This is a genomic window from Novosphingobium mississippiense, from assembly GCF_044029535.1.
Classification (GTDB): Bacteria; Pseudomonadota; Alphaproteobacteria; order Sphingomonadales; family Sphingomonadaceae; genus Novosphingobium.
Window position 1 is genome coordinate 2,451,633 of record NZ_CP147001.1, and the last position, 18,477, is coordinate 2,470,109.

At 65.8% G+C, this 18,477-nt stretch carries 18 protein-coding genes; 4 read left to right on the forward strand and 14 right to left on the reverse strand.

The features are described 5' to 3' along the window. Nucleotides 1-199: 199 nt before the first annotated feature. Nucleotides 200-1,402: a TetR family transcriptional regulator gene (locus tag WBP06_RS11610; RefSeq protein WP_395327678.1), complete on the forward strand. Its 1,203-nt coding sequence runs from the start codon at nt 200-202 to the stop codon at nt 1,400-1,402. Nucleotides 1,403-1,470: 68 nt separating this feature from the next. Here WBP06_RS11610 and ssb read toward each other — a convergent pair whose 3' ends face one another. The 9 genes from ssb to WBP06_RS11655 all read right to left on the reverse strand — a co-directional run bounded on the left by ssb (nt 1,471) and on the right by WBP06_RS11655 (nt 9,981). Then, entirely contained in the window at nt 1,471-2,076 is a 606-nt protein-coding gene (ssb, locus tag WBP06_RS11615) for a single-stranded DNA-binding protein (RefSeq protein ID WP_395327681.1), read from the reverse strand. 262 nt (nt 2,077-2,338) lie between these two features. Beyond that, on the reverse strand, nt 2,339-4,183 hold the full coding sequence (locus tag WBP06_RS11620) for a ferrous iron transporter B (protein ID WP_395327683.1): 1,845 nt from the start codon (nt 4,181-4,183) through the stop codon (nt 2,339-2,341). Beyond that, nucleotides 4,180-4,506: a ferrous iron transport protein A gene (locus WBP06_RS11625; protein ID WP_395327685.1), complete on the reverse strand. Its 327-nt coding sequence runs from the start codon at nt 4,504-4,506 to the stop codon at nt 4,180-4,182. The genes WBP06_RS11620 and WBP06_RS11625 overlap by 4 nt, the downstream gene beginning before the upstream one ends. Nucleotides 4,507-4,735: 229 nt before the next feature. Next, a complete protein-coding gene (locus WBP06_RS11630) occupies nt 4,736-5,725 on the reverse strand; it encodes an aldo/keto reductase (RefSeq protein ID WP_395327687.1) in 990 nt (329 codons plus the stop codon). Nucleotides 5,726-5,727: 2 nt separating this feature from the next. Then, entirely contained in the window at nt 5,728-6,684 is a 957-nt protein-coding gene (locus WBP06_RS11635) for a Gfo/Idh/MocA family oxidoreductase (protein ID WP_395327689.1), read from the reverse strand. 70 nt (nt 6,685-6,754) lie between these two features. Next, on the reverse strand, nt 6,755-7,654 hold the full coding sequence (locus tag WBP06_RS11640; protein ID WP_395327691.1) for a class III extradiol dioxygenase subunit beta: 900 nt from the start codon (nt 7,652-7,654) through the stop codon (nt 6,755-6,757). Nucleotide 7,655: 1 nt separating this feature from the next. Further along, entirely contained in the window at nt 7,656-8,093 is a 438-nt protein-coding gene (ligA, locus tag WBP06_RS11645; protein WP_395327693.1) for a protocatechuate 4,5-dioxygenase subunit alpha, read from the reverse strand. Beyond that, nucleotides 8,090-9,115 carry an amidohydrolase family protein gene (locus WBP06_RS11650; RefSeq protein WP_395327695.1) on the reverse strand — a complete coding sequence of 342 codons (1,026 nt, stop codon included), beginning with the start codon at nt 9,113-9,115 and terminating at the stop codon, nt 8,090-8,092. The genes ligA and WBP06_RS11650 overlap by 4 nt, the downstream gene beginning before the upstream one ends. 2 nt (nt 9,116-9,117) lie before the next feature. Further along, on the reverse strand, nt 9,118-9,981 hold the full coding sequence (locus WBP06_RS11655) for a DUF1932 domain-containing protein (protein ID WP_395327697.1): 864 nt from the start codon (nt 9,979-9,981) through the stop codon (nt 9,118-9,120). Nucleotides 9,982-10,226: 245 nt separating this feature from the next. Here WBP06_RS11655 and WBP06_RS11660 point away from each other — a divergent pair, with 245 nt between their 5' ends. Then, nucleotides 10,227-10,526: a GIY-YIG nuclease family protein gene (locus WBP06_RS11660; RefSeq protein WP_395327699.1), complete on the forward strand. Its 300-nt coding sequence runs from the start codon at nt 10,227-10,229 to the stop codon at nt 10,524-10,526. Nucleotides 10,527-10,587: 61 nt separating this feature from the next. Here the strand turns inward: WBP06_RS11660 and WBP06_RS11665 are convergent, their stop codons facing one another. Further along, a complete protein-coding gene (locus WBP06_RS11665; protein WP_395327701.1) occupies nt 10,588-11,742 on the reverse strand; it encodes a LysR substrate-binding domain-containing protein in 1,155 nt (384 codons plus the stop codon). Between the two features lie 141 nt (nt 11,743-11,883). On the opposite strand from WBP06_RS11665, the gene ligK reads away from it, so the two are divergent. Together ligK and WBP06_RS11675 are read left to right on the forward strand one after the other, a co-directional pair. Continuing rightward, nucleotides 11,884-12,558, forward strand: a complete 675-nt coding sequence (gene ligK / locus WBP06_RS11670; protein ID WP_395327702.1) for a 4-carboxy-4-hydroxy-2-oxoadipate aldolase/oxaloacetate decarboxylase — start codon at nt 11,884-11,886, stop codon at nt 12,556-12,558. Then, the gene (locus WBP06_RS11675) at nt 12,551-13,426 is read left to right on the forward strand and encodes an amidohydrolase family protein (protein WP_395327704.1); all 876 of its coding nucleotides are present in this window, start codon (nt 12,551-12,553) and stop codon (nt 13,424-13,426) included. Before ligK ends, WBP06_RS11675 begins: the two co-directional genes overlap by 8 nt. Here the strand turns inward: WBP06_RS11675 and WBP06_RS11680 are convergent. From WBP06_RS11680 to WBP06_RS11695, 4 genes are read right to left on the reverse strand one after another with little or no spacing between them, the layout of a single operon-like run. After that, a complete protein-coding gene (locus WBP06_RS11680; RefSeq protein WP_395327706.1) occupies nt 13,405-14,532 on the reverse strand; it encodes an ABC transporter permease in 1,128 nt (375 codons plus the stop codon). The two genes, WBP06_RS11675 and WBP06_RS11680, sit on opposite strands and share 22 nt — an antisense overlap. Beyond that, nucleotides 14,529-15,665, reverse strand: coding sequence for an ABC transporter permease (locus WBP06_RS11685; protein ID WP_395327709.1), 1,137 nt, complete (start codon nt 15,663-15,665; stop codon nt 14,529-14,531). The genes WBP06_RS11680 and WBP06_RS11685 overlap by 4 nt, the downstream gene beginning before the upstream one ends. Beyond that, a complete protein-coding gene (locus tag WBP06_RS11690; protein ID WP_395327711.1) occupies nt 15,665-16,693 on the reverse strand; it encodes an HlyD family secretion protein in 1,029 nt (342 codons plus the stop codon). The genes WBP06_RS11685 and WBP06_RS11690 overlap by 1 nt, the downstream gene beginning before the upstream one ends. Next, nucleotides 16,690-18,105, reverse strand: coding sequence for a TolC family protein (locus WBP06_RS11695; protein WP_395327714.1), 1,416 nt, complete (start codon nt 18,103-18,105; stop codon nt 16,690-16,692). Before WBP06_RS11695 ends, WBP06_RS11690 begins: the two co-directional genes overlap by 4 nt. Nucleotides 18,106-18,477: the final 372 nt, after the last annotated feature.

Genomic DNA, 18,477 nt, shown 5'->3' on the forward strand with positions numbered 1-18,477 from the left:
GCCGACTAGAACGCTTGTATGGCAAGCTTGTTACGTTTGTATGGAAGTTCAGAGACAGTTGCAAAGCCATGATTGTCATAACTTCGTCGCACATGGCATGATATTGCGCAGTATGCCGATGGCGGCATGGCGGGGATGCAGTAACGGGTCGTTTCGCGTGATGGATGCAGATTTTCAGGAATTTCCTACTCAAAAACGCTTGATAGCAACCGTACTTGAGCTGTGGGCGACAGAGGGCCATGCGGCGATTTCCGCCCGCCTGCTAAGCCGGATGACCGGCCTGCCGACATCGAGCATCTATCATCACTTCGGATCGATGGAACACTTGTTCCACTCCGCACAGGGCCATGCGCACGAAGCCGCCCAGGCATGGTGCGCCGATCGGCTGGACGATCTGGCGCGCTGGCCGGACGGCGGCGGCGCCGAATCGCTGGGCACCGTGCTGTCCGTGCTGATCGACGACTGGGCGACCGACGCACGCACGCTGGCTTTCGCGTGGGCGCAGTGCCACCTGCTGGCCCTGCGCGATCCCACCTACGTTCCGGCGCTGGATGCGTGGCGCGACCTTTGGGCCGGGTTCTGGCGGGACGTCTGCACGGGCGCCGGCCTTGGCGGCTTCGCACGATCGACCGGGCATTTCTTCGAAGGCGCCGCGCATCTGCACCTGATCCGCTGGCATCGCACGGTGGACCGCGCCGCGCTGGAAGAACTCTGCCGTGGCTGGGGCCGCTGGCTGGATGGCGCCCTGTCGGGCGAAGGCGCCTGGCGCGGGCTTGCCCGCCAGGCCGCGCAGGAGGCCGAACCGCCGCGCCAGAGCCGCAACAACGTGGCGGATGCGATCGCCCAGGCCTCCGCCAGCGTGGTGGAGGAAGGTGGCGTCGCCGCCCTCACCCACCGCGCCGTCGCCACGCGCGCCGAAGTGACGCTGGGCGTCGTTTCCTACAACTTCCGCACCAGCGCCGATCTGGCGGCAGTGGCGTTCGAGACGATCTACCGCAACATCACCGATCACGTCCGCGATACGGTGAAGCCCACGCTGGATCGAGAGGAGTCGATCCTCGCCTGGAAAGACTTCCCCTCCCAACCCAGCACGCTGGTCGCCATCGAGGAACTGATGCTGGCCGTCGCCCGCGATCCCGCGCTGGCCGAGTTCGGCCCGCAGCTGCGCTATCTGCGCGGACGCACCAGCGGCCTGCAGCTTGCCGCGCTGCTGGGGGACAATGCGCCGGTCTCGCCGCTGGACATGGCGATCTATTCCAGCTTCGTCAGCGGCCAGCGCCGCGCGCTGATCGGGCGCGACATCGCCGAAATCCACGCCAGCCTGGATGAGACCGACCGCCTGCTGGCGGGCCTGCGATCCAGCCGAACATCGGCCCTACCTCTGGCCCGACCTCTGGCCTGAACGCCGGACAGCAAAAAGGCAGCGTTTCCGCTGCCTCCATGCCTTCTGTACGGTGCCGGAGCGACCGATCAGAACGGGATATCGTCGTCCAGATCGTCGCCGAAGCCGCCGCCGGAGGACGAGGGCGTGCGGCCCCAATCGTCGCCACCCGAAGACGAACCGCCCGAGGAAGAACCGCCCGAACGGCCCCAGTCACCGCCGCCGCCGCCCGAGGAAGCGCCGCCCGAACGACCACCGCCGCTGAAGCCGCCGCCCGAGGAACCACCCTCGTTCCAGCCGCCGCCGGAGCCGCCACGGGCACCGCCGCCACCGGCACCGCCCTGCGCACCGTCGAGCATGGTCAGCACGCCGCCGACGCCGCCCACCGAGACTTCGGTGGTGTAGCGGTCGTTACCGTTCTGGTCCTGCCACTTGCGCGTGCGCAGCTGGCCTTCGATGTAGATCTTCGAACCCTTGCGCAGGAACCGCTCGACCACGCCGACCAGACCTTCGCTCTGGATCACGACCGAGTGCCACTCGGTACGTTCCTTGCGCTCGCCCGTGGCGCGGTCCTTCCACGATTCCGAGGTGGCGATGCGCAGATTGGCAATGCGCCCGCCGTTCTGGAACGACTTCACTTCGGGATCGGCTCCGAGGTTGCCGATCAGAATGACCTTGTTGACACTGCCTGCCATGATGGAATCGCTTTCTTCTGAATCTTGGCGCTTGGGGTAGCGAAAGGGGGTCTGCGATGCGAGTCCGCTGACACCCGTTTTTCACAGTGGGATTAGCCAAGAGATTGGCACGCAGAGACGCGGAGCCGCAGAGAGGGCGCGCCTTCAGCACAACCGCGCGCCATACCTGCCAAGAGCGATGGGAAGGCTTCCGCAGAAAAACGGCTGTACCGCAAACCCAAAACTCTTTGCGTCTCCGCGTCTCTGCGTGAATCCAAAGGAGCTACAGCCCCGCGCTCACCGCGATCCAATAGGTCGCACCGGCCGCGATGTAGGCAAGGCCGAACAGGTAGGCGAGCATGAAGGCCGGCCATTTCCAGCCATTGGTCTCACGCCGGGTCACCGCGATGGTGGACATGCACTGCGGCGCGAAGACGAACCATGCCAGGAATGCTAGCGCCATCGGCAGGGTCCAGCGGCCCTTCAGCCGGTCCCCCAGTTCGACGGCCTGCTGATCCTCGTTATCGCCCGCGTCCACCGCATAAGTCGTCGCCAGCGAGGAGACGGCCACTTCGCGCGCGGCCATCGCCGGGATCAGCGCCAGCGCCATGTCGCGGTTGAAGCCGATCGGCTCCACCACCACGGCCAGGCCATTGGCGATCTTGCCGGCGATCGAGGCATCGACCTGGCTCTCGCCCGGTTTGGCCTGCGGGAAATTGAGCAATACCCAGAGCACCACCGTCACCGTGAAGATGATCGTGCCGGCGCGGCGCAGGAAGATCCAGGCGCGCTGCCACAGGCCGATCGCCATGTCCTTCAGGCGGGGCATCTGGTACTTCGGCAGCTCCATGATGAAGCCGGAGGCCGCGCCCTTGGTCACCGAATGGCGCAGCACCAGCGCCACGATCATGGCGCCGACGATGCCCGCGACATAGAGCGCGAACAGCACGAGGCCCTGCAGATGCACGCCCCAGCCGATGTCGTTGTTCGGAATGAAGGCCCCGATGATCACCGCATAGACCGGCAGGCGGGCCGAGCAGGTCATCATCGGCGCGATCAGGATCGTGGTCAGCCGGTCCTTGGGATCGGTGATCGATCGCGTGGCCATGATGCCCGGAATGGCGCAGGCGAAGCTGGAGAGCAGCGGGATGAAGCTGCGGCCCGAAAGGCCGACGAACGACATCAACCGGTCCATCAGGAAGGCCGCGCGGGCCATGTAGCCCGAGGCTTCCAGCGCCAGGATGAAAGCGAAGAGGATGACGATCTGCGGCAGGAACACGATCACCGCACCGACGCCGGAAATCACGCCGTCCGTCAGCAGACCGCGCAGCAAGCTGGGCGGCATCGCCGCCTTCACCGTATCGTGCACCCAGCCGGCGCTGGCGTCCAGCGCATCAGCAAAGGGCGTGGCCCAGGCGAACACCGCCTGGAACATCACGAAGAACACGCCCATCATGATCAGGAAGCCCAGCCAGGGGTGCAGCAGCACCTTGTCCAGCCGCGCGTGCAGGCGATGGCGCTTCGATTCGGACAGGATTGCCGCATCGGCCATGGCATGGGCGGCCACGCGGCGCTCGGTCGGCCCCAGTGCAGTAAGGCCCGGCCCCGGATGGCGGGTTTCGGCCGAAGCGATCGCCTCTGCCAGTTCGACCAGACCACGGCGGCGGACGGCGACGGTGGAGACCACGCGCACGCCCAGCTCTTCCTCCAGCACGGCAGGATCGAGCACCAGCCCGTCCCGTTCGGCAAGATCCACCATGTTGAGCGCGACGACGGTGGGCTTGCCCAGCGCCAGCACTTCCTGCGCGAAGACCAGGTGCTGTTCGAGGTTGGATGCATCCAGCACCACCACCAGCACATCGGGCATCGCCTCACCCGCGAAGTGGCCGGCGATGACCTTGGCGGTCACTTCCTCGTCCGGGCTGGTGGCGTCCAGGCTGTAGGCGCCCGGCAGGTCGGTCATTTCCACCGGCTCACCCGTCGGCAGCACCATGCGGCCCGACTTGCGCTCCACGGTGACGCCCGGATAATTCGCGATCTTCTGGCGCGCGCCCGTCAGCGCGTTGAACAGCGCGCTCTTGCCCGCGTTGGGATTGCCGACGAGGGCGACCTTGCGCTGGCGGCTCATGCGGCGATCCCCGGATTGGCTGGCTTTTCAGCCCCGCGATCGGCCGATTTTTCCTTCGCGCCACCATTCGCGATCGCCTCGACCGTCATCGCGGCAGCATGGGCGCGGCGCACGGCCACGGTCATGCGGCCGATGGTAATGGCGATGGGATCGCGGCCCACGAAAACGCCGCGATGCGCCACGGAAACCCGCGCGCCCTCTTCCAGCCCCAGCGCGCGCAGACGGCGCGCCTCTTCTTCAACGAGAACGCTCCAGTCCACCGCAACGATGCGGGCGAGCTGGCCGATGGGAAGCTTGTCGAGAGTAAGCGGATAAAGACTCATCTGGTTGCGCTGCCAGATATGCACATCGATTGCAACTGGTTCGCAATAGCCCGCACTTTACCGCCAGATAGCGGCACCGGCCCCCTTCCCACCCGGCCCCGGGTCAGGGGGGACTCGGGAATGGTCGCCCGCTTGGCGAAAGCCCCCTCAGGATCCTTTCGCGTTGTTCGGAACGGGCGTGGGGCCGGTGTCACCAAAATCCGCCTTCAACGGACTTTCGGACGGAATGTCAGGCGTAATCCTCGGTATCGATGGTGGGTTTGATCATGTCCGGATAGCGATGGCCGGCGATGGTCTGCTGGTTCATCAGATCGCCCGCCTTCTCCAGAATGCCCGCGTCGATTTCCAGCGCGGCAGCCGCGTGATTGTCGTCGAAATGGGCGATGGAGCGGGTGCCCGGGATCGCATGGACATGCCCGGCCTGCGCCAGGACCCAGGCCAGCGCCAGTTGGGCCGGGGTGACGCGGATGGACGAGGCCAGCGCGTTGAACTCCTCGATCAGCGCCAGGTTGTGCGCCCAGTTCTCACCGATGAAGCGCGGGAAACTGCGGCGCAGGTCCTTCTCGGTCAGCGTGTTCACATCGGTCAGCTCACCACCCAGCGCCCCGCGCGCGACCGGCGAGAAGGCGACGAGCGCGATCCCGAGGTCTCGCGTGGTATCCAGCACGCCCAGTTCGACGTTGCGGGTCCAGAGCGAATATTCGGTCTGCACCGCTGCCACCGGATGCACGGCATGGGCTTCGCGGATATGCGCGGTGGACCATTCGGACACGCCGTAGGCGCCGATCTTGCCCGCCTCGATCGCGCGCACCATGGCGCCCACCGAGTCGGCAATCGGCACCTTCGGGTCGAAGCGGTGCATGTAGAACAGGTCGATATGATCGGTGCCCAGCCGCTTCAGGCTGGCGTCGAGCGAGGCGGTGATGCTCTCCGGCGCGCAGTCGATACCGCGGCGGGCGCCATCGATTAGGATGCCGGTCTTGGAGGCGAGCAGAAACTCGCCGCGCCGGTCCATGATCGCTTCGCGAAGGATCTCTTCGCTCAGCCCCATGCCGTAGATGTTGGCGGTGTCGAAGTGATCGCAGCCGGCATCCAGGGCATGGCGGAACAACGCGACCGCCTCCTCGCGAGACGGCGGATTGCCGTAGGCCCAGGCCACATTCATGCAGCCGAGACCGACGGAGTGGACCGGACGGCCCGCGAGGAGGCGTTTTTCCATGATTAGGACCAGCCGTCCTGTGCTTCGAGGCTCTGGGCCAGTTCGCCGATCACGCGGTAGCAATCGAGCACCTTGCCGACCGACGAGTTGGGCTCACGCCCTTCGCGGATGGCGGCCACGAATTCGCGGTCCTGCAGCTCGATGCCGTTGTTCGACACGGTGACGCCGGTCAGGTCGATCGGCTCTTCACGGCCGTTCACCAGATCGTCGTAACGCGCGATGTAGGTTTCGCTGTCGCCGATGTAGCGGAAGAACGTGCCAAGCGGGCCGTTGTTATTGAACGAGAGCGAAAGCGTGCAGATCGCGCCCGTCTCTGCCTTCAGCTGGATCGACATGTCCATGGCGATGCCCAGTTCGGGATGCTTCGGGCCCTGCAGCACATTGGCGGCGACGATCTTGCCCGACTGATAGGCGAACAGGTCGATCGTGTGTGCGGCATGGTGCCACAGCAGGTGATCCGTCCACGAGCGCGGCTGGCCCTTGGCGTTCATGTTCTTGCGGCGGAAGAAGTAGGTCTGCACGTCCATCTGCTGGACGTTGAATTCACCCGCCGTGATCTTGTTGTGCACGTACTGGTGCGAAGGATTGAAGCGGCGGGTGTGGCCGACCATGCAGACCAGCCCGGTTTCCTGCTGCTTGGCGACAACCGCCTCGGCATCGGCCCAGGTGTCCGACAGCGGAATTTCGACCTGCACGTGCTTGCCGGCGTTCATGCAGGCGATCGCCTGTTCGGCATGCATCTGCGTGGGGGTGCAGAGGATCACGGCATCGACGTCCGGCATGGCCAGCACTTCGGCCAGATCGGTGCCGGAGTGCGGCGCGCCGTACTTGGCGGCCACTTCGGCAGCCTGCTCGGCCGAGCGGCTGATGACCGAGGCGATCTCTACGCCATCGATGTTCTTCAGGCCGTCGAGGTGCTTTTCACCGAAAGCGCCGGCGCCTACGAGGGCAATACGCATGGGAATCTCCTTGGGGTGTCTGTCAAAGACAAAGGGCGTGCCGGCGTCAACCACCGGCACGCGGAATCGATCAGTCGATTAGTTCTTGAGAGGCCGCGCCTTCGACGGTGGTCGAGGGCGGAACCTCGCCGTTCACCGGCTCCAGCACGATGTGGCCCACGGCCGTATTGCTGGCGGGCACGTGGTAGAAGCGACGCAATTCGCGCGTTTCCTTGCCCAGCGCACCGCGCATGATCAGCCACATGACCATCTCGATGCCCTCGCTGCCGGTTTCGCGCAGGTATTCGATATGCGGAATGCATCGCAGCTCCTGCGTGTCGCCCGACAGCTTGTCGAGGAACATCTGGTCCCACTCGGCATTGATCAGGCCGGCGCGGGGGCCCTGAAGCTGGTGGCTCATGCCGCCGGTGCCCCAGACCTGCACGTTCAGGTCCTCGGGGAAGCTTTCCACGGCACGCGCGATCGCCTCGCCCAGCGCCCAGCAGCGGTTGCCCGACGGCGGCGGATAAGTGACGACGTTGACCGCCAGCGGGATCACCTTCACCGGCCACTTGGCAGGCTTGCCGAACACCATCGAGAGCGGAACGGTAAGGCCGTGATCGACATCCATCTCGTTGATGATGGTCATGTCGAACTCGTCCAGGATCAGGCTCTGCGCGATGTGCCAGGCAAGGTCCGGATGGCCTTCCACCACCGGCACTTCGCGCGGGCCCCAGCCCTCGTCCGCCGGCTTGTAGCTTTCGCCGCAGCCGATCGCGAACGTGGGGATGATCTTCATGTCGAAGGCCGAAGCGTGGTCGTTGTAGACCAGGATCACGACGTCCGGCAGGTTCTCCGCTTCCCACTTCTGGGTAGGCGCGAAGCCTTCCTGGATCGGCTTCCAGTAGGGATCTTCCCACTTGTCGAAGTCGCTGGCGACGCCAAGCGCCGGGATATGGCTACAGGCGATGCCGTGCGTAATGCGGGCCATCTCAACGCTTCTCCTTGATCGACCGCACGCCCTCGGGCGAACGACCGCCGGCGATCATCATCGCCTGATAATCCTCGACCGACATGCCGGTCATCGTCGACACGGCCTGAAGGAAGCTCAGCCCGTCGGTCGAGAAGACCTTGGCGAGAAAGTAGATGTTGCCGCCCAGGTCCAACAGGCGATTGTAGTCGCGCGCGAGCACGGCCAGCTTCTGGTCCTCGGTCATCGGCCATTCGTCGAGATAGGCGCGCTCGTCCGCCTTCCAGCGCTCACGGTTTTCCGCCTTCATCAGGCTCATCGCGAACTGGTTCAGGTGATAGCCCTGCCGCGCGCGCTTCGCCGTGTAGACGCGCGTGCCCGGAATATCGTCGAACTCACCGAGATAGGCGTGGATGTCGATGGGGCCGCCCGCGTTCTCGCAAGGGTTCTTATCGGTCACAGGCCACGTTCCTTGAGCTTGGCGTCAAGGCGCGGGAAGACCTTGCGCACATTGCCTTCGAAGATCGCGTGGCGCTCCTCATCCGAGATGTCGAGCGCGTCGACATAGCGCTTGGTGTCATCGAAGTAGAAGCCGGTCTGCGGGTCGATCCCGCGCACCGCGCCGACCATTTCGGAGCCGAACAGGATGTTCTTGTTGTCGATCACGTCGGCCAGCAGGTTGATGCCCGGCTGGTGGTAGACGCAGGTATCGAAGAACACGTTGTTCATGATGTATTCGTCGAGCGAAGGCTTCTTCAGCATGTCCGCCAACCCGCGATAGCGGCCCCAGTGGTACGGCACCGCGCCGCCGCCGTGCGGGATGATGAAGCGCAGCTTGGGGAACTTCGCGAAGAGGTCACCCTGCATCAACTGCATGAAGGCCACGGTATCGGCCGCGATGTAGAAGCCGCCGGTGGCGTGCATCGCCGGGTTGCACGAACCCGAGACGTGGATCATCGCCGGAACGTCCAGCTCGCACATCGCCTCGTAGATCGGGAACCAGTATTCGTCGGTCAGCGGCGGATGCTCGAAGTGGCCGCCGCCCGGATCGGGGTTGAGGTTGCAGCCGATGAAGCCCAGTTCCTCAACGCAGCGGCGCAGTTCCTTCACCGAGGCGGAAAGGTCCGCCTTGGGGCTCTGCGGCAGCATGCACACGCCCACGAAGGTCTCGGGGAACATGTTCACCACGCGGGCGATAAGATTGTTGCAGTGGACCGCCCAGGCCTCGGAAACCGCCTGATCGCCGACATGGTGCGCCATCGCGCTGGCGCGCGGGCTGAATACGGTAAGATCGGCGCCACGCTCCTTGATGAGGCGAAGCTGGTTGTCCTCAATGGTCTGGCGGATCTCGGCATCCGAGATTTCCGGGTACGGCGGCGCAGGTTCACCGGCCTTGAAAGCGGCGATCTGCGCCTCGCGCCAGGCGTCGTGCGCCTTGGGCAGGACGGTATAGTGTCCGTGACAGTCGATGATGAGCGACATGCTCAATTCTCTCCCTTGAGTACGCCCGCCGCGACAGCTGCCGCAAGCTTGGCTTCGAATCCTTCGGGCGGCGGCACCAGGCCCAACGCGCCCAGCGCCTGCTGCCAGGCGACGGTATTTTCGGTCATCAGCGGCGGAATGCCCAGCGAACGCAGCATTTCCGCGGCCTCGTCCATCTCGGCGGCGCGGCGGCGGCCATGGACCAGCATACGATCGAGATTGTAGTCCGCCCGTTCGGTCCAGGAAATGGCCTTCTCGCTGGCGTCGAGCGAGGCAAGCACTTCGTCCGCCACGCCCTCTGCATGGGCGGCCATCATCATCTCGGCGGTCAGCGCCTCAAGCCCCTTGACCATGACGGAGCGCACCAGCTTGATCGCCGAAGCGCGGCCGACATCGGCGCCCACGGTGCGGACATTGGTGAAGCCCACCGCTTCCAGAGCGGCCTGCGCCTCGGCGGCATCGGGGCCGGAAACCAATAGCGGCACCTTCATCCGCGCAGGGTTCACCGGCGCGAGCACCGCCACGTCGACATAGCGACCCTTGCCGGTCGCAATAGCCTTGGCGGCGGCCCGCTTGGTGCCCGGCGCGACCGAGTTCATGTCGCAGAACAGCGCCCCCTCGCCCAGCAAGGACGCGACGGCCTCCGCCACGTGCGGCGCGGCATCTGCGGTGACGAGCGAAAGCACCAGCGAAGCACCCTCAAGCGCTTCGGCGACGCTGTCGCAGGCGGTGACGCCAAGGTCGGCCATGGCGGCGCGACATGCGGGAAGCACATCGAAGGCCCGAGCCTGACCAGCCCAGTCTCCTGCTCCCGCAAACGTCGATCCGGCTTCTCCGAACCCGATAAGGGCGATGGATCTGTACATGCCACTACCCTGCGCGCGCGGCACGGATTTCGCCAATCGGAAGCGGCTTTCAGCTATAAGGTCGGCGTAATTTTTCTGATGGAGCGATGTTCGGTCAGCAGACAGATTACGCCGCATTCGGGCAATCCAGTTTGCAAATGATCACAAGGCGACTGTGAAGCCTTTGCAGCAACACGCAAACGCCCGACCACCGTCATTAAAATCCTGTCGTCATCCCAGCGAAAGCTGGGATCGCCATCCGCATCATGTACCGTCTCGGCATGGGCGGCTGGACCTACATCATGACAAACAAGCCTCGCGGCGTTCTCTATGTGGGTGTGACGAGCAACATTGCCGCCCGGATGATGCAACATCGCGCCGGAACCGGATCGGCGTTCTGTCGGCAATACGGCCTGACAAGGGTGGTCCTGATTGAGGAACACGGCGAGATCACCGCAGCCATCTCACGCGAAAAGGCGCTGAAGGCCTGGAAGCGCGACTGGAAGATCGAACTGATCGAAAAGCAGAATCCCTTGTGGGACGATCTCTTCAAGCATCTCGTTTAATTCTTCGACCGTCGCGTTTTGCCGACGGCAATCCCAGCTTTCGCTGGGATGACGAAGGTGCCTAATCCCCCACTCGCTTCGCCGCCCATTCAAGGTCCGCGATAAACTCCGCCTGCACTTCGGTCGGGCGGAGCGACGAACGGGTGGTCATGCCGATCAGTCGAGTGAAGTTTTCCGGCAGGCGCGCCAGTTCGCAGAGCCAGCCGGCCTCCACCTCCACCGTCACCTGGTCGGGCGACAGGACGGTGAGGAAATCGCCGCCCATCATCACTTGCCGGATCATCATCACCGAACCGGACTCCACCGGCACCTTGGGGTGCGGCAGGCCGTGCGCCTCGAAATAGCGCTCGAAGGAATCGCGCAGGGGCGTGCCCAGCGGCGGCAGCGTGAAGGGATAGCGGGCAAGGTCCGCCGGCGTCGGGTTCGTGCCTTCCAGCGGGTGACCCTTGCGGCCGTAGACGGCGGGGCGATCCTCGAACAGCGGGCGCTGGACGAGGTCGGGCTCCACCAGCGGATCGCGCAGGGCGCCCACCATCAGGTCCAGCACGCCGCCGCGTAGGGGATCGACCAGTTCGGCGCGGGAGCCCTCCACGATGGTCAGCTTCACATGCGGACGGCGGGCGAGGAAGCGCGCCACGGCGGCCGGCAGGATGCGCGCGCGGGAGAGCGGCATGGCGCCGACGCCGATGCGCCGCGTTTCCACGCCGCGCAGCGCGGCGACTTCGGATAGGCCCGCCTCCAGCTCCACTTTGGCAAGGCGGAACTCGCGGGCGAGCTGGGTTCCCGCCTCGGTCGTGATGACGAACTTGCCCCGGCGCACCACCAGCGGGCGGCGAAGCGCCAAGGACAAGTCGTTGACCGCGCGGTGGATCGAGGGGAGCGACAGCCCGGTCTCCTGCCCGGCCCCGGCGTAGCTGCCCGTCTCCACCAGCGCCAGCAGCGCGCGCAGGCGCGACATGGTGACGTGGGGGCTGTTCACATGCCCCAGCGCGGCGTCGATGCGGGGGGCCAGGATCTCTCCCGCGCGCGTCGGCACCATGCCGTCATGACGGCGTTCGAACAGCGGCAGGCCGATCTGCGACTCGAGTCGGGCCAACGCCTGTGTTATGGCCGGCTGGCTGAGGTTCACCGCCAAGGCAGCGGCGTTGACCGTGCCCAATTCCGCGATTTTTGCGACAGCCCGCAAGTGCCGAAGGTTGAGACTCCAGATATCCATGGCATCGTTATTAGCCAAATCCTATCACGTGTCCAAAGTTTCTCTTTCCCCTTGAACCGGCACAGGCCCAAGAGAACCTCGCCCCATCCGGCCCAGACGATCCCCGCGCGCCGGAACCCAAAGATCGAAGGAGAGCAGATCATGAGTGGCATCGTCGTCCAGAACATCGAACGCGCCGATCCCGCAGTGATCGACGGCCTCGCCAAGTGCGGCGTCGCCACCGTCCACGAAGCACAGGGCCGCACCGGCCTGCTGGCCAGCTACATGCGCCCGATCTACGCCGGCGCCCGCATCGCCGGTTCGGCAGTGACGATCAGTGCCCCTCCGGGTGACAACTGGATGGTCCACGTCGCCATTGAACAGTTGAAGGAAGGCGACGTGCTGCTGCTCGCCCCCACCAGCCCGTGCGAGGATGGCTACTTCGGTGACCTGCTGGCCACCAGCGCGATCGCCCGTGGTTGCCGCGGCCTGATCATCGATGCCGGCGTGCGCGATGTGCGCGACCTGACGGAAATGCAGTTCCCCGTGTGGTCCAAGGCGGTCTTCGCGCAAGGTACCGTCAAGAACACGCTCGGTTCCGTCAACGTGCCGGTTGTCTGCGCCAATGCCGCCGTGCGCCCGGGCGACGTGATCGTGGCCGACGATGACGGCGTGGTGGTGGTGCCGCGCGAAAAGGCCGCCGAAGTGCTCGCCGCAGCCCAGGCCCGCGAAGCCAACGAAGGCGAAAAGCGCGAAAAGCTGGCCGCCGGCGTGCTGGGGCTCGACATGTACAAGATGCGCGAGCGTCTGGAGAAGGAAGGTCTGAAGTATGTCTGACCGGATCACCTCCTGGCACGCGGCGCCTAGCAAGCCGCTCTACACGCCCCCCGCCGGCGCGGTGGACGCGCATTGCCACGTGTTCGGCCCGATGGCGCAGTTCCCCTTCAGCGCCAAGGCCAAGTACCTTCCGGAAGACGCCGGCCCGGACAAGCTCTTCGCCTTACGCGATCACCTGGGCTTTGCCCGCAATGTGATCGTGCAGGCCAGCTGCCACGGCACCGACAATGCCGCGACTCTGGACGCCATTGCCAAGTCGAACGGCAAGGCACGCGGCGTGGCCGTGGTCGATCCGGCGATCAGCGAGGTCGATCTGGCAGCGCTGCATCAGGGCGGCATTCGCGGCATCCGCTTCAACTTCCTGAAGCGCCTTGTGGACGATGCGCCGAAGGACAAGTTCCTGGAAGTCGCCAGCCGCCTGCCCGAAGGCTGGCACGTGGTGATCTATTTCGAGGCCGACATCCTTGAGGAAATGCGCCCCTTCATCGCCGCGATCCCCGTGCCGGTCGTCATCGACCACATGGGCCGCCCGGACGTGACACAGGGCCCGGACGGCGTGGACATGAAGGCGTTCCGCGCGCTGCTCGACAGCCGGGACGACATCTGGTTCAAGGCCACGTGCCCGGACCGCCTCGACCCCACGAATGACCCGTGGGACAAGTTCGCCGAAGCGGTGGCCCCGCTGGTGGCGGACTATCCGGACCGCGTGATCTGGGGCACCGACTGGCCGCACCCGAACATGCAGGACAACATCCCCGACGACGGCCATCTGGTCGACATGATCCCCCGCATCGCACCCACGGCGGAGCTTCAGCAGAAGCTGCTCGTGACCAACCCGATGCGGCTTTACTGGCCGGAAGAACTCTGAATTGATCCGCCGCGCGGCGCGCTACACAGGCGCCGCGCGGCGATCGCGCCGTAGATCGCAGCAAGCACTGCCAATCCGGCGAGATACCCAGCGACATCGCGCAAGGGCGCGCCCATCTCGTTGAGCCGCACGAAGGTCTGCGCCCCGCATGTCGCCGGCGACAGGTGCGCCAAGGCCGAGACCCAGCCCGGCATCGACGATAGCGGCCACGCCGCCCCCGCCAGAAAGAACAGCACGATCGACGTGGGGATCAGCACCTGAAGCGCCCGCTCCGCGCTGTCGAACATGCTGCCGAGCATCAGCCCCAGTCCGGTCACCGCGAAGGCGAACAGCGGCACGGCCAGCACAAGCCCGGCAAGGTTGCCCGCCCTCGGCACGTCCTGAAACCAGAAAACCCAGCCGAAATAGAACGCCGCGCCAAAGCAGCCGATGGTCGCCAGCGCGGTCCAGGTGCCGAGGAAGCCAGGCAGCGACCACGCCCCTTCCCCCCGCTTGCGCCGATCGGCGGCGAGCATGGCGGTGCCGAACAGCAGCGTCTGCTGCAGGATGATCGCGGCCACGGCCGGGAACACGTAATCGGCATAGCCCTCCCGCGTGTTGAACAGCGGGCGTTCGACGATCTCCACCGGCGCGCGCAGATGCAGCCCTTGCGCCACCGGGCCCAGCCGCTCCAGCGCCACCGCCATGACCGCCGCCTGCACCGCGCCGCCGATGTCGCGCGCGCGGATCAGGTAGGTGCCGTTGACGAAGATGCCGATGCCGCCGGCCGCCGCGCCGGTCAGCAGGCTGCGACTGAACCCGTGCGAGATAAGCAGGATGCCGTCCGCCTGCCGGTGGCGCACCATCCGCTCGGCCTCGTCGGTGGACTGCGCCTGCGCGACGATGCGGGCTTCGCGCGTGTCGGAGAGTTTGCGGGCCAGTGCGCGCGTGAGCGTGGAGTTCTCCTCGTCCACCAGCACCACCGGCAATTGCGTGGCGGTCTGGTGGGCATAGGGCGCGGGGTAGTAGAACCCGTATAGCACCACCGCGAGCAGGATGATCGAGGCGAGCGCAAAGGTGGAAAGCACTTCGCGGAAAACGCCGAGGTAGGCGCGCGAGAAGGTCATGCCTCCGGCCGCCGGAGCAGCAGCATGACGAGCGCCATCGGCACCACGACATAGAGCGAAAGCACGCCGATCTGCGGCAACGCCACCGCAACCGGCGCGCCCAGGAACTGGTCCATCTGCAACCGCAGATAATGCGTGAAGGGCAGCGCCGCGCTCCAGTTGCGGGCAAAGCCGGAGCCGCCGTCCAGCGGCAGCGTGCCGCCCGAATAGGCGAGCGCCGATCCGGCATAGAGCGCGCTGGCGGAGAATGCGAAGCTGGCCTTGCGCACGCCGATCACCAGCAGCAGCGAGATCGCCGCCGTGCCCGCGAACAGCAGGCCTTGCGCGAACAGGGTCAGCGGCAGGCTGCCGTTCATCGCCCAGCCCCGCACGCCGCAGAGCCAGATCAGCCAGACCGCACCCCAGCATGTCAGCGCCACGAGATAGGGCGTGAGCTTGCCCAACAGTGCGGCCAGCCCGCCCCCCGTCTCCCGCTGCCATTCCGTGAGCGACTTGCCGCGCAACTCCCGCCCCATCGCCATCACCACCACGCAGGCGGTCAGCAGGTGCAGCACGGCGGGCTGGATCAGCGCCTGCAAGTACCATTCGAAGCTGGTCTGCGGGTTGAACAGCACCGTCGCCTGCACTTTGGGCGGGCTGATCCGCACCGCCGGAAGCCCGCGGGCGCGCAAGGCGTCCAACCCCTTTTCAGCCAGAACCGCGCTCACCGCCGATTGGAGCGCGGACTCCGCACTGCCGCCGATGGTGAGGAACGAGGCATTGTAGAAGATCTGGATCGCGGGCGTGTCCGTGCGGGTAAGCCCCCTATCGACGCCCTCGGGGATCGACAGGATCGCCCAGACCTGCCCGGCGCGCGCCAGCCGTTCGGCCTCCACCATCGACGTGGGGCGCGCGGCGATGGTGACGGCGGGCGACGCGGAAACGGCGCGGACGATGGCCCGGCTGACGGTGCCGTTGCTCTGGTCCAGCACCGCCACCGGCAACCCGCGCGGGACGGCGGCGATCAGCATGGCTGCGACAACCGTGATCGCGCAGGCCGGGAACAGCGTGAGCATGCCAAGGTCCCAGCGGTCGCGGCCGAGATGCGCAAGTTCGCGCCGCAAGGTACCGATGAAGCGCCCGCCAAAATCCATTATTGGGGCCAGTCGAACAGCACGCTCATACCCGGCCGCAGCCCCTGCACCGGCGCCGTCGGGCGCAGGCGAATTTCGAAGCTGCGCACATCGAAGCCGGAAGACTGGCGCGTCGCCCGCCACGTTGCGAAATCGCCCTGCGGGCTGATGTAGCTGACGCGGAACACCGCCACCTTGCCACCCAGCGCCGGTATCTTGCCGTTCAGCACTTTGCCCTTGGCCAGCCCGTGAAACTGGTCCTCCCGCAAGTTCAGCGAGACCCAGGGATGGGCCAGGTCGATGATCTGGAACACCGGCACGGCGGGGCCGACGATCTCGCCCGGTTCGGCCAGTTTGCGCGTCACTTCGCCATCGATGGGCGCGACCAGCCGCTTTTCGCTGCCGAGCGCATCGGCGATCGACACGCCGCCCTGCGCCACTTGCACTTGCGCGGCGGCGGCGGCCTTTTCCTCCACCCGCGCGCCGGACTGGGCCTTCAGGTATTGCAGCTTCGCCGCTTCCGCCTGTTTTGCGCTGGCATCGCGCGCGGCGTGCGCCTCGTCCCGTCGCTGTGCCGCGATCACCCCTTCGGCATAGAGATTGTCCGCCCGGCGCGCGGACACGGCGGCAAGGTCCGCGCCTGCCTGCGCCGCCTTCCACATCGATTTCAGCGACTCCACGTCCTCTCGCCGCGCCCCGGCATCGGCCAGATCGCGCATCGCCTCCGCCCCTTTCAGCGCGCCTTCGGCCTGCTGCTTGCCGCCGTCGATCTCCGGGCTGGAGAGCGTGGCCATCAGCGTGCCCTTGCGGATCGGATCGCCTTCTTCCGCCAGCAGCGTATCCACCCGCGCCAGCGCCTTGGTGGCGACGTTCACCTCGTCCGCATCGACCATGCCCTGCAACTGCTGCGGGCCGGGGCGGGACGCGACCCAAAGCCCGATCGCCAACAGCACGCCCACCAGCACCAGCCCGCCCACCAGCAGGCGGGACTTCACGGGCGAGCCGCGCGCCGGCCCATCGGTCACGGAAGCGCCGGTCTCTTCTGTCATGGAGCGGTTATCCTGTCGGGGCGGAGGACATAGGCGGGAAAGTCGGATCCGCGATTGCTGGCGACCAGCAAGGCACTGAGCGCGATCACATATTCATATGCCGTCGCGATCCGCTGGGTCTGCGCCACCGATAGCGCAGTGCGCGCGTCGATCAACTGGCTGGCGGTATCTTCGCCTTCGCGAAAGCCCACTTCGTGGACGCGCAGGTTCTCCTCCGCCGCCTTGATATTGCTGTCCAGCAGCAGGAACGATCGCCGCGCCGTCTCGACCAGGTTGTAGGCGCGGCTGGTCTCGATCTCGATCGTCTTCCTGGTATCGTCCGCCGATTGCGCGGCGGAACGCTGGCGAGCACGTGCGGCGTCCAGCGTGTCCTTGCGGTCGATATTGGAAAGCAGAGTGAAGCGCAGGCCCACGCCCGCGATCCAGTCCGGATCGATCGGAATCGCATCGCTGCGGTTGAAGTTGTAGGAACCGAAAGCATAGGCCTGCGGCCGCATTCGCGACTTGGCCAGGTCCACGCCGGAATCGGCCAGATGCTCCGCCGCTGCCGCCACCCGCATCTGCGGCTGGCCTTCGGAGGTGGCGCTGGCCAGGAAGTCCGCCAGCGGCTCCAGCCCGCCCGAATTGACGAACAGCGGCGTCGTCGGCCGCACGCCGCCCCCCACACTGACATCCACATCGAGCAGGCGCGCCAACGAATCCGCTGCGTTGGCCTGCTCCATCGTCGCGCGCTCCACCGAACGCTGCGCCGCATCGCGCGCCACCTGCACTTCCAGTACGCGGGAGCGCGGGATCACTCCTTCGCGGAACAGGGCCTGCGCATTGGCCAAGTGCTTATCGAACGCATCGCGCGTCTGTGTGGCGGAAGTCAGCAGCGCGGCGGCCAGTTGCTGGCCGAAATAGGCTTGCACCAGCTTCACCTGAGACAGATCCTGCGCGCCCGCCTGCTTGGCGCGGGCAAGTTCGGCCCCGGCTTCCGCCCCGTGCTGGATCGCCGGGATCGCGCCGCCCGAATAGAGCGGCATCACGGCGGTGACGTTGGGCCGGATCACCGTCTGCCGCGCGGTATAATCCAGCTCGTCCGGGATGACGGAAAGCAGGCCGGGCAGTGCCTGGCTCACCCGGCCGGTCACCTGTTCGACGATGGAGGAGAATTCGGCCGGAAACTGGCCCGGCAAGCCGCTGAGGAATTCGTTCGCCGAATTGCTGAAGCTGTCCTTCTGCCCGGTCAGGTCCACCGAAAGCGTCTTCTGATAGGTGATGACCGAGACGGAGGTGGAGACCAGCGGCCGGTTCAACGCCTTCAGCGAATGGGCCATCGCCTCCGCCGCGGTTACATCGTCCGACGCGGCGCCGAGGGCGGACGAAACCTTGTCCAGCCGCCGCCGCGCCGCATCGAAACTGAGTGGCACCGCCACCCCGGAATTGAGGTCTGAATCAGGATCTGAACTAACGCCAGAATTGATCGGCCCGTCTTGTTTAACAGCGGGGGAAGCATTCGCGTCCTGCGCATGAAGTTCAGAAGGGTTCGCGGCCAGAAACGAAAGTAGTCCCGCCCCGAATATGACCATTCGATTACCAATTCCCGAGGCGACCATCCTGCTCCACCGGAGAATGTGCTCAACAATGGTTTGCACATTTCCCCTTGAACCGAAAGACATTTCGTTCAATGTTCCCCCCGTGGTTGGGGGAACCGAATCGCGAAGTATCGCGAATGCATGGAGGTGCCCGATCTTGCCACGTCTCCGAACAGAAGAGCTTCAATAGGCGGTCGCTACTTGGCG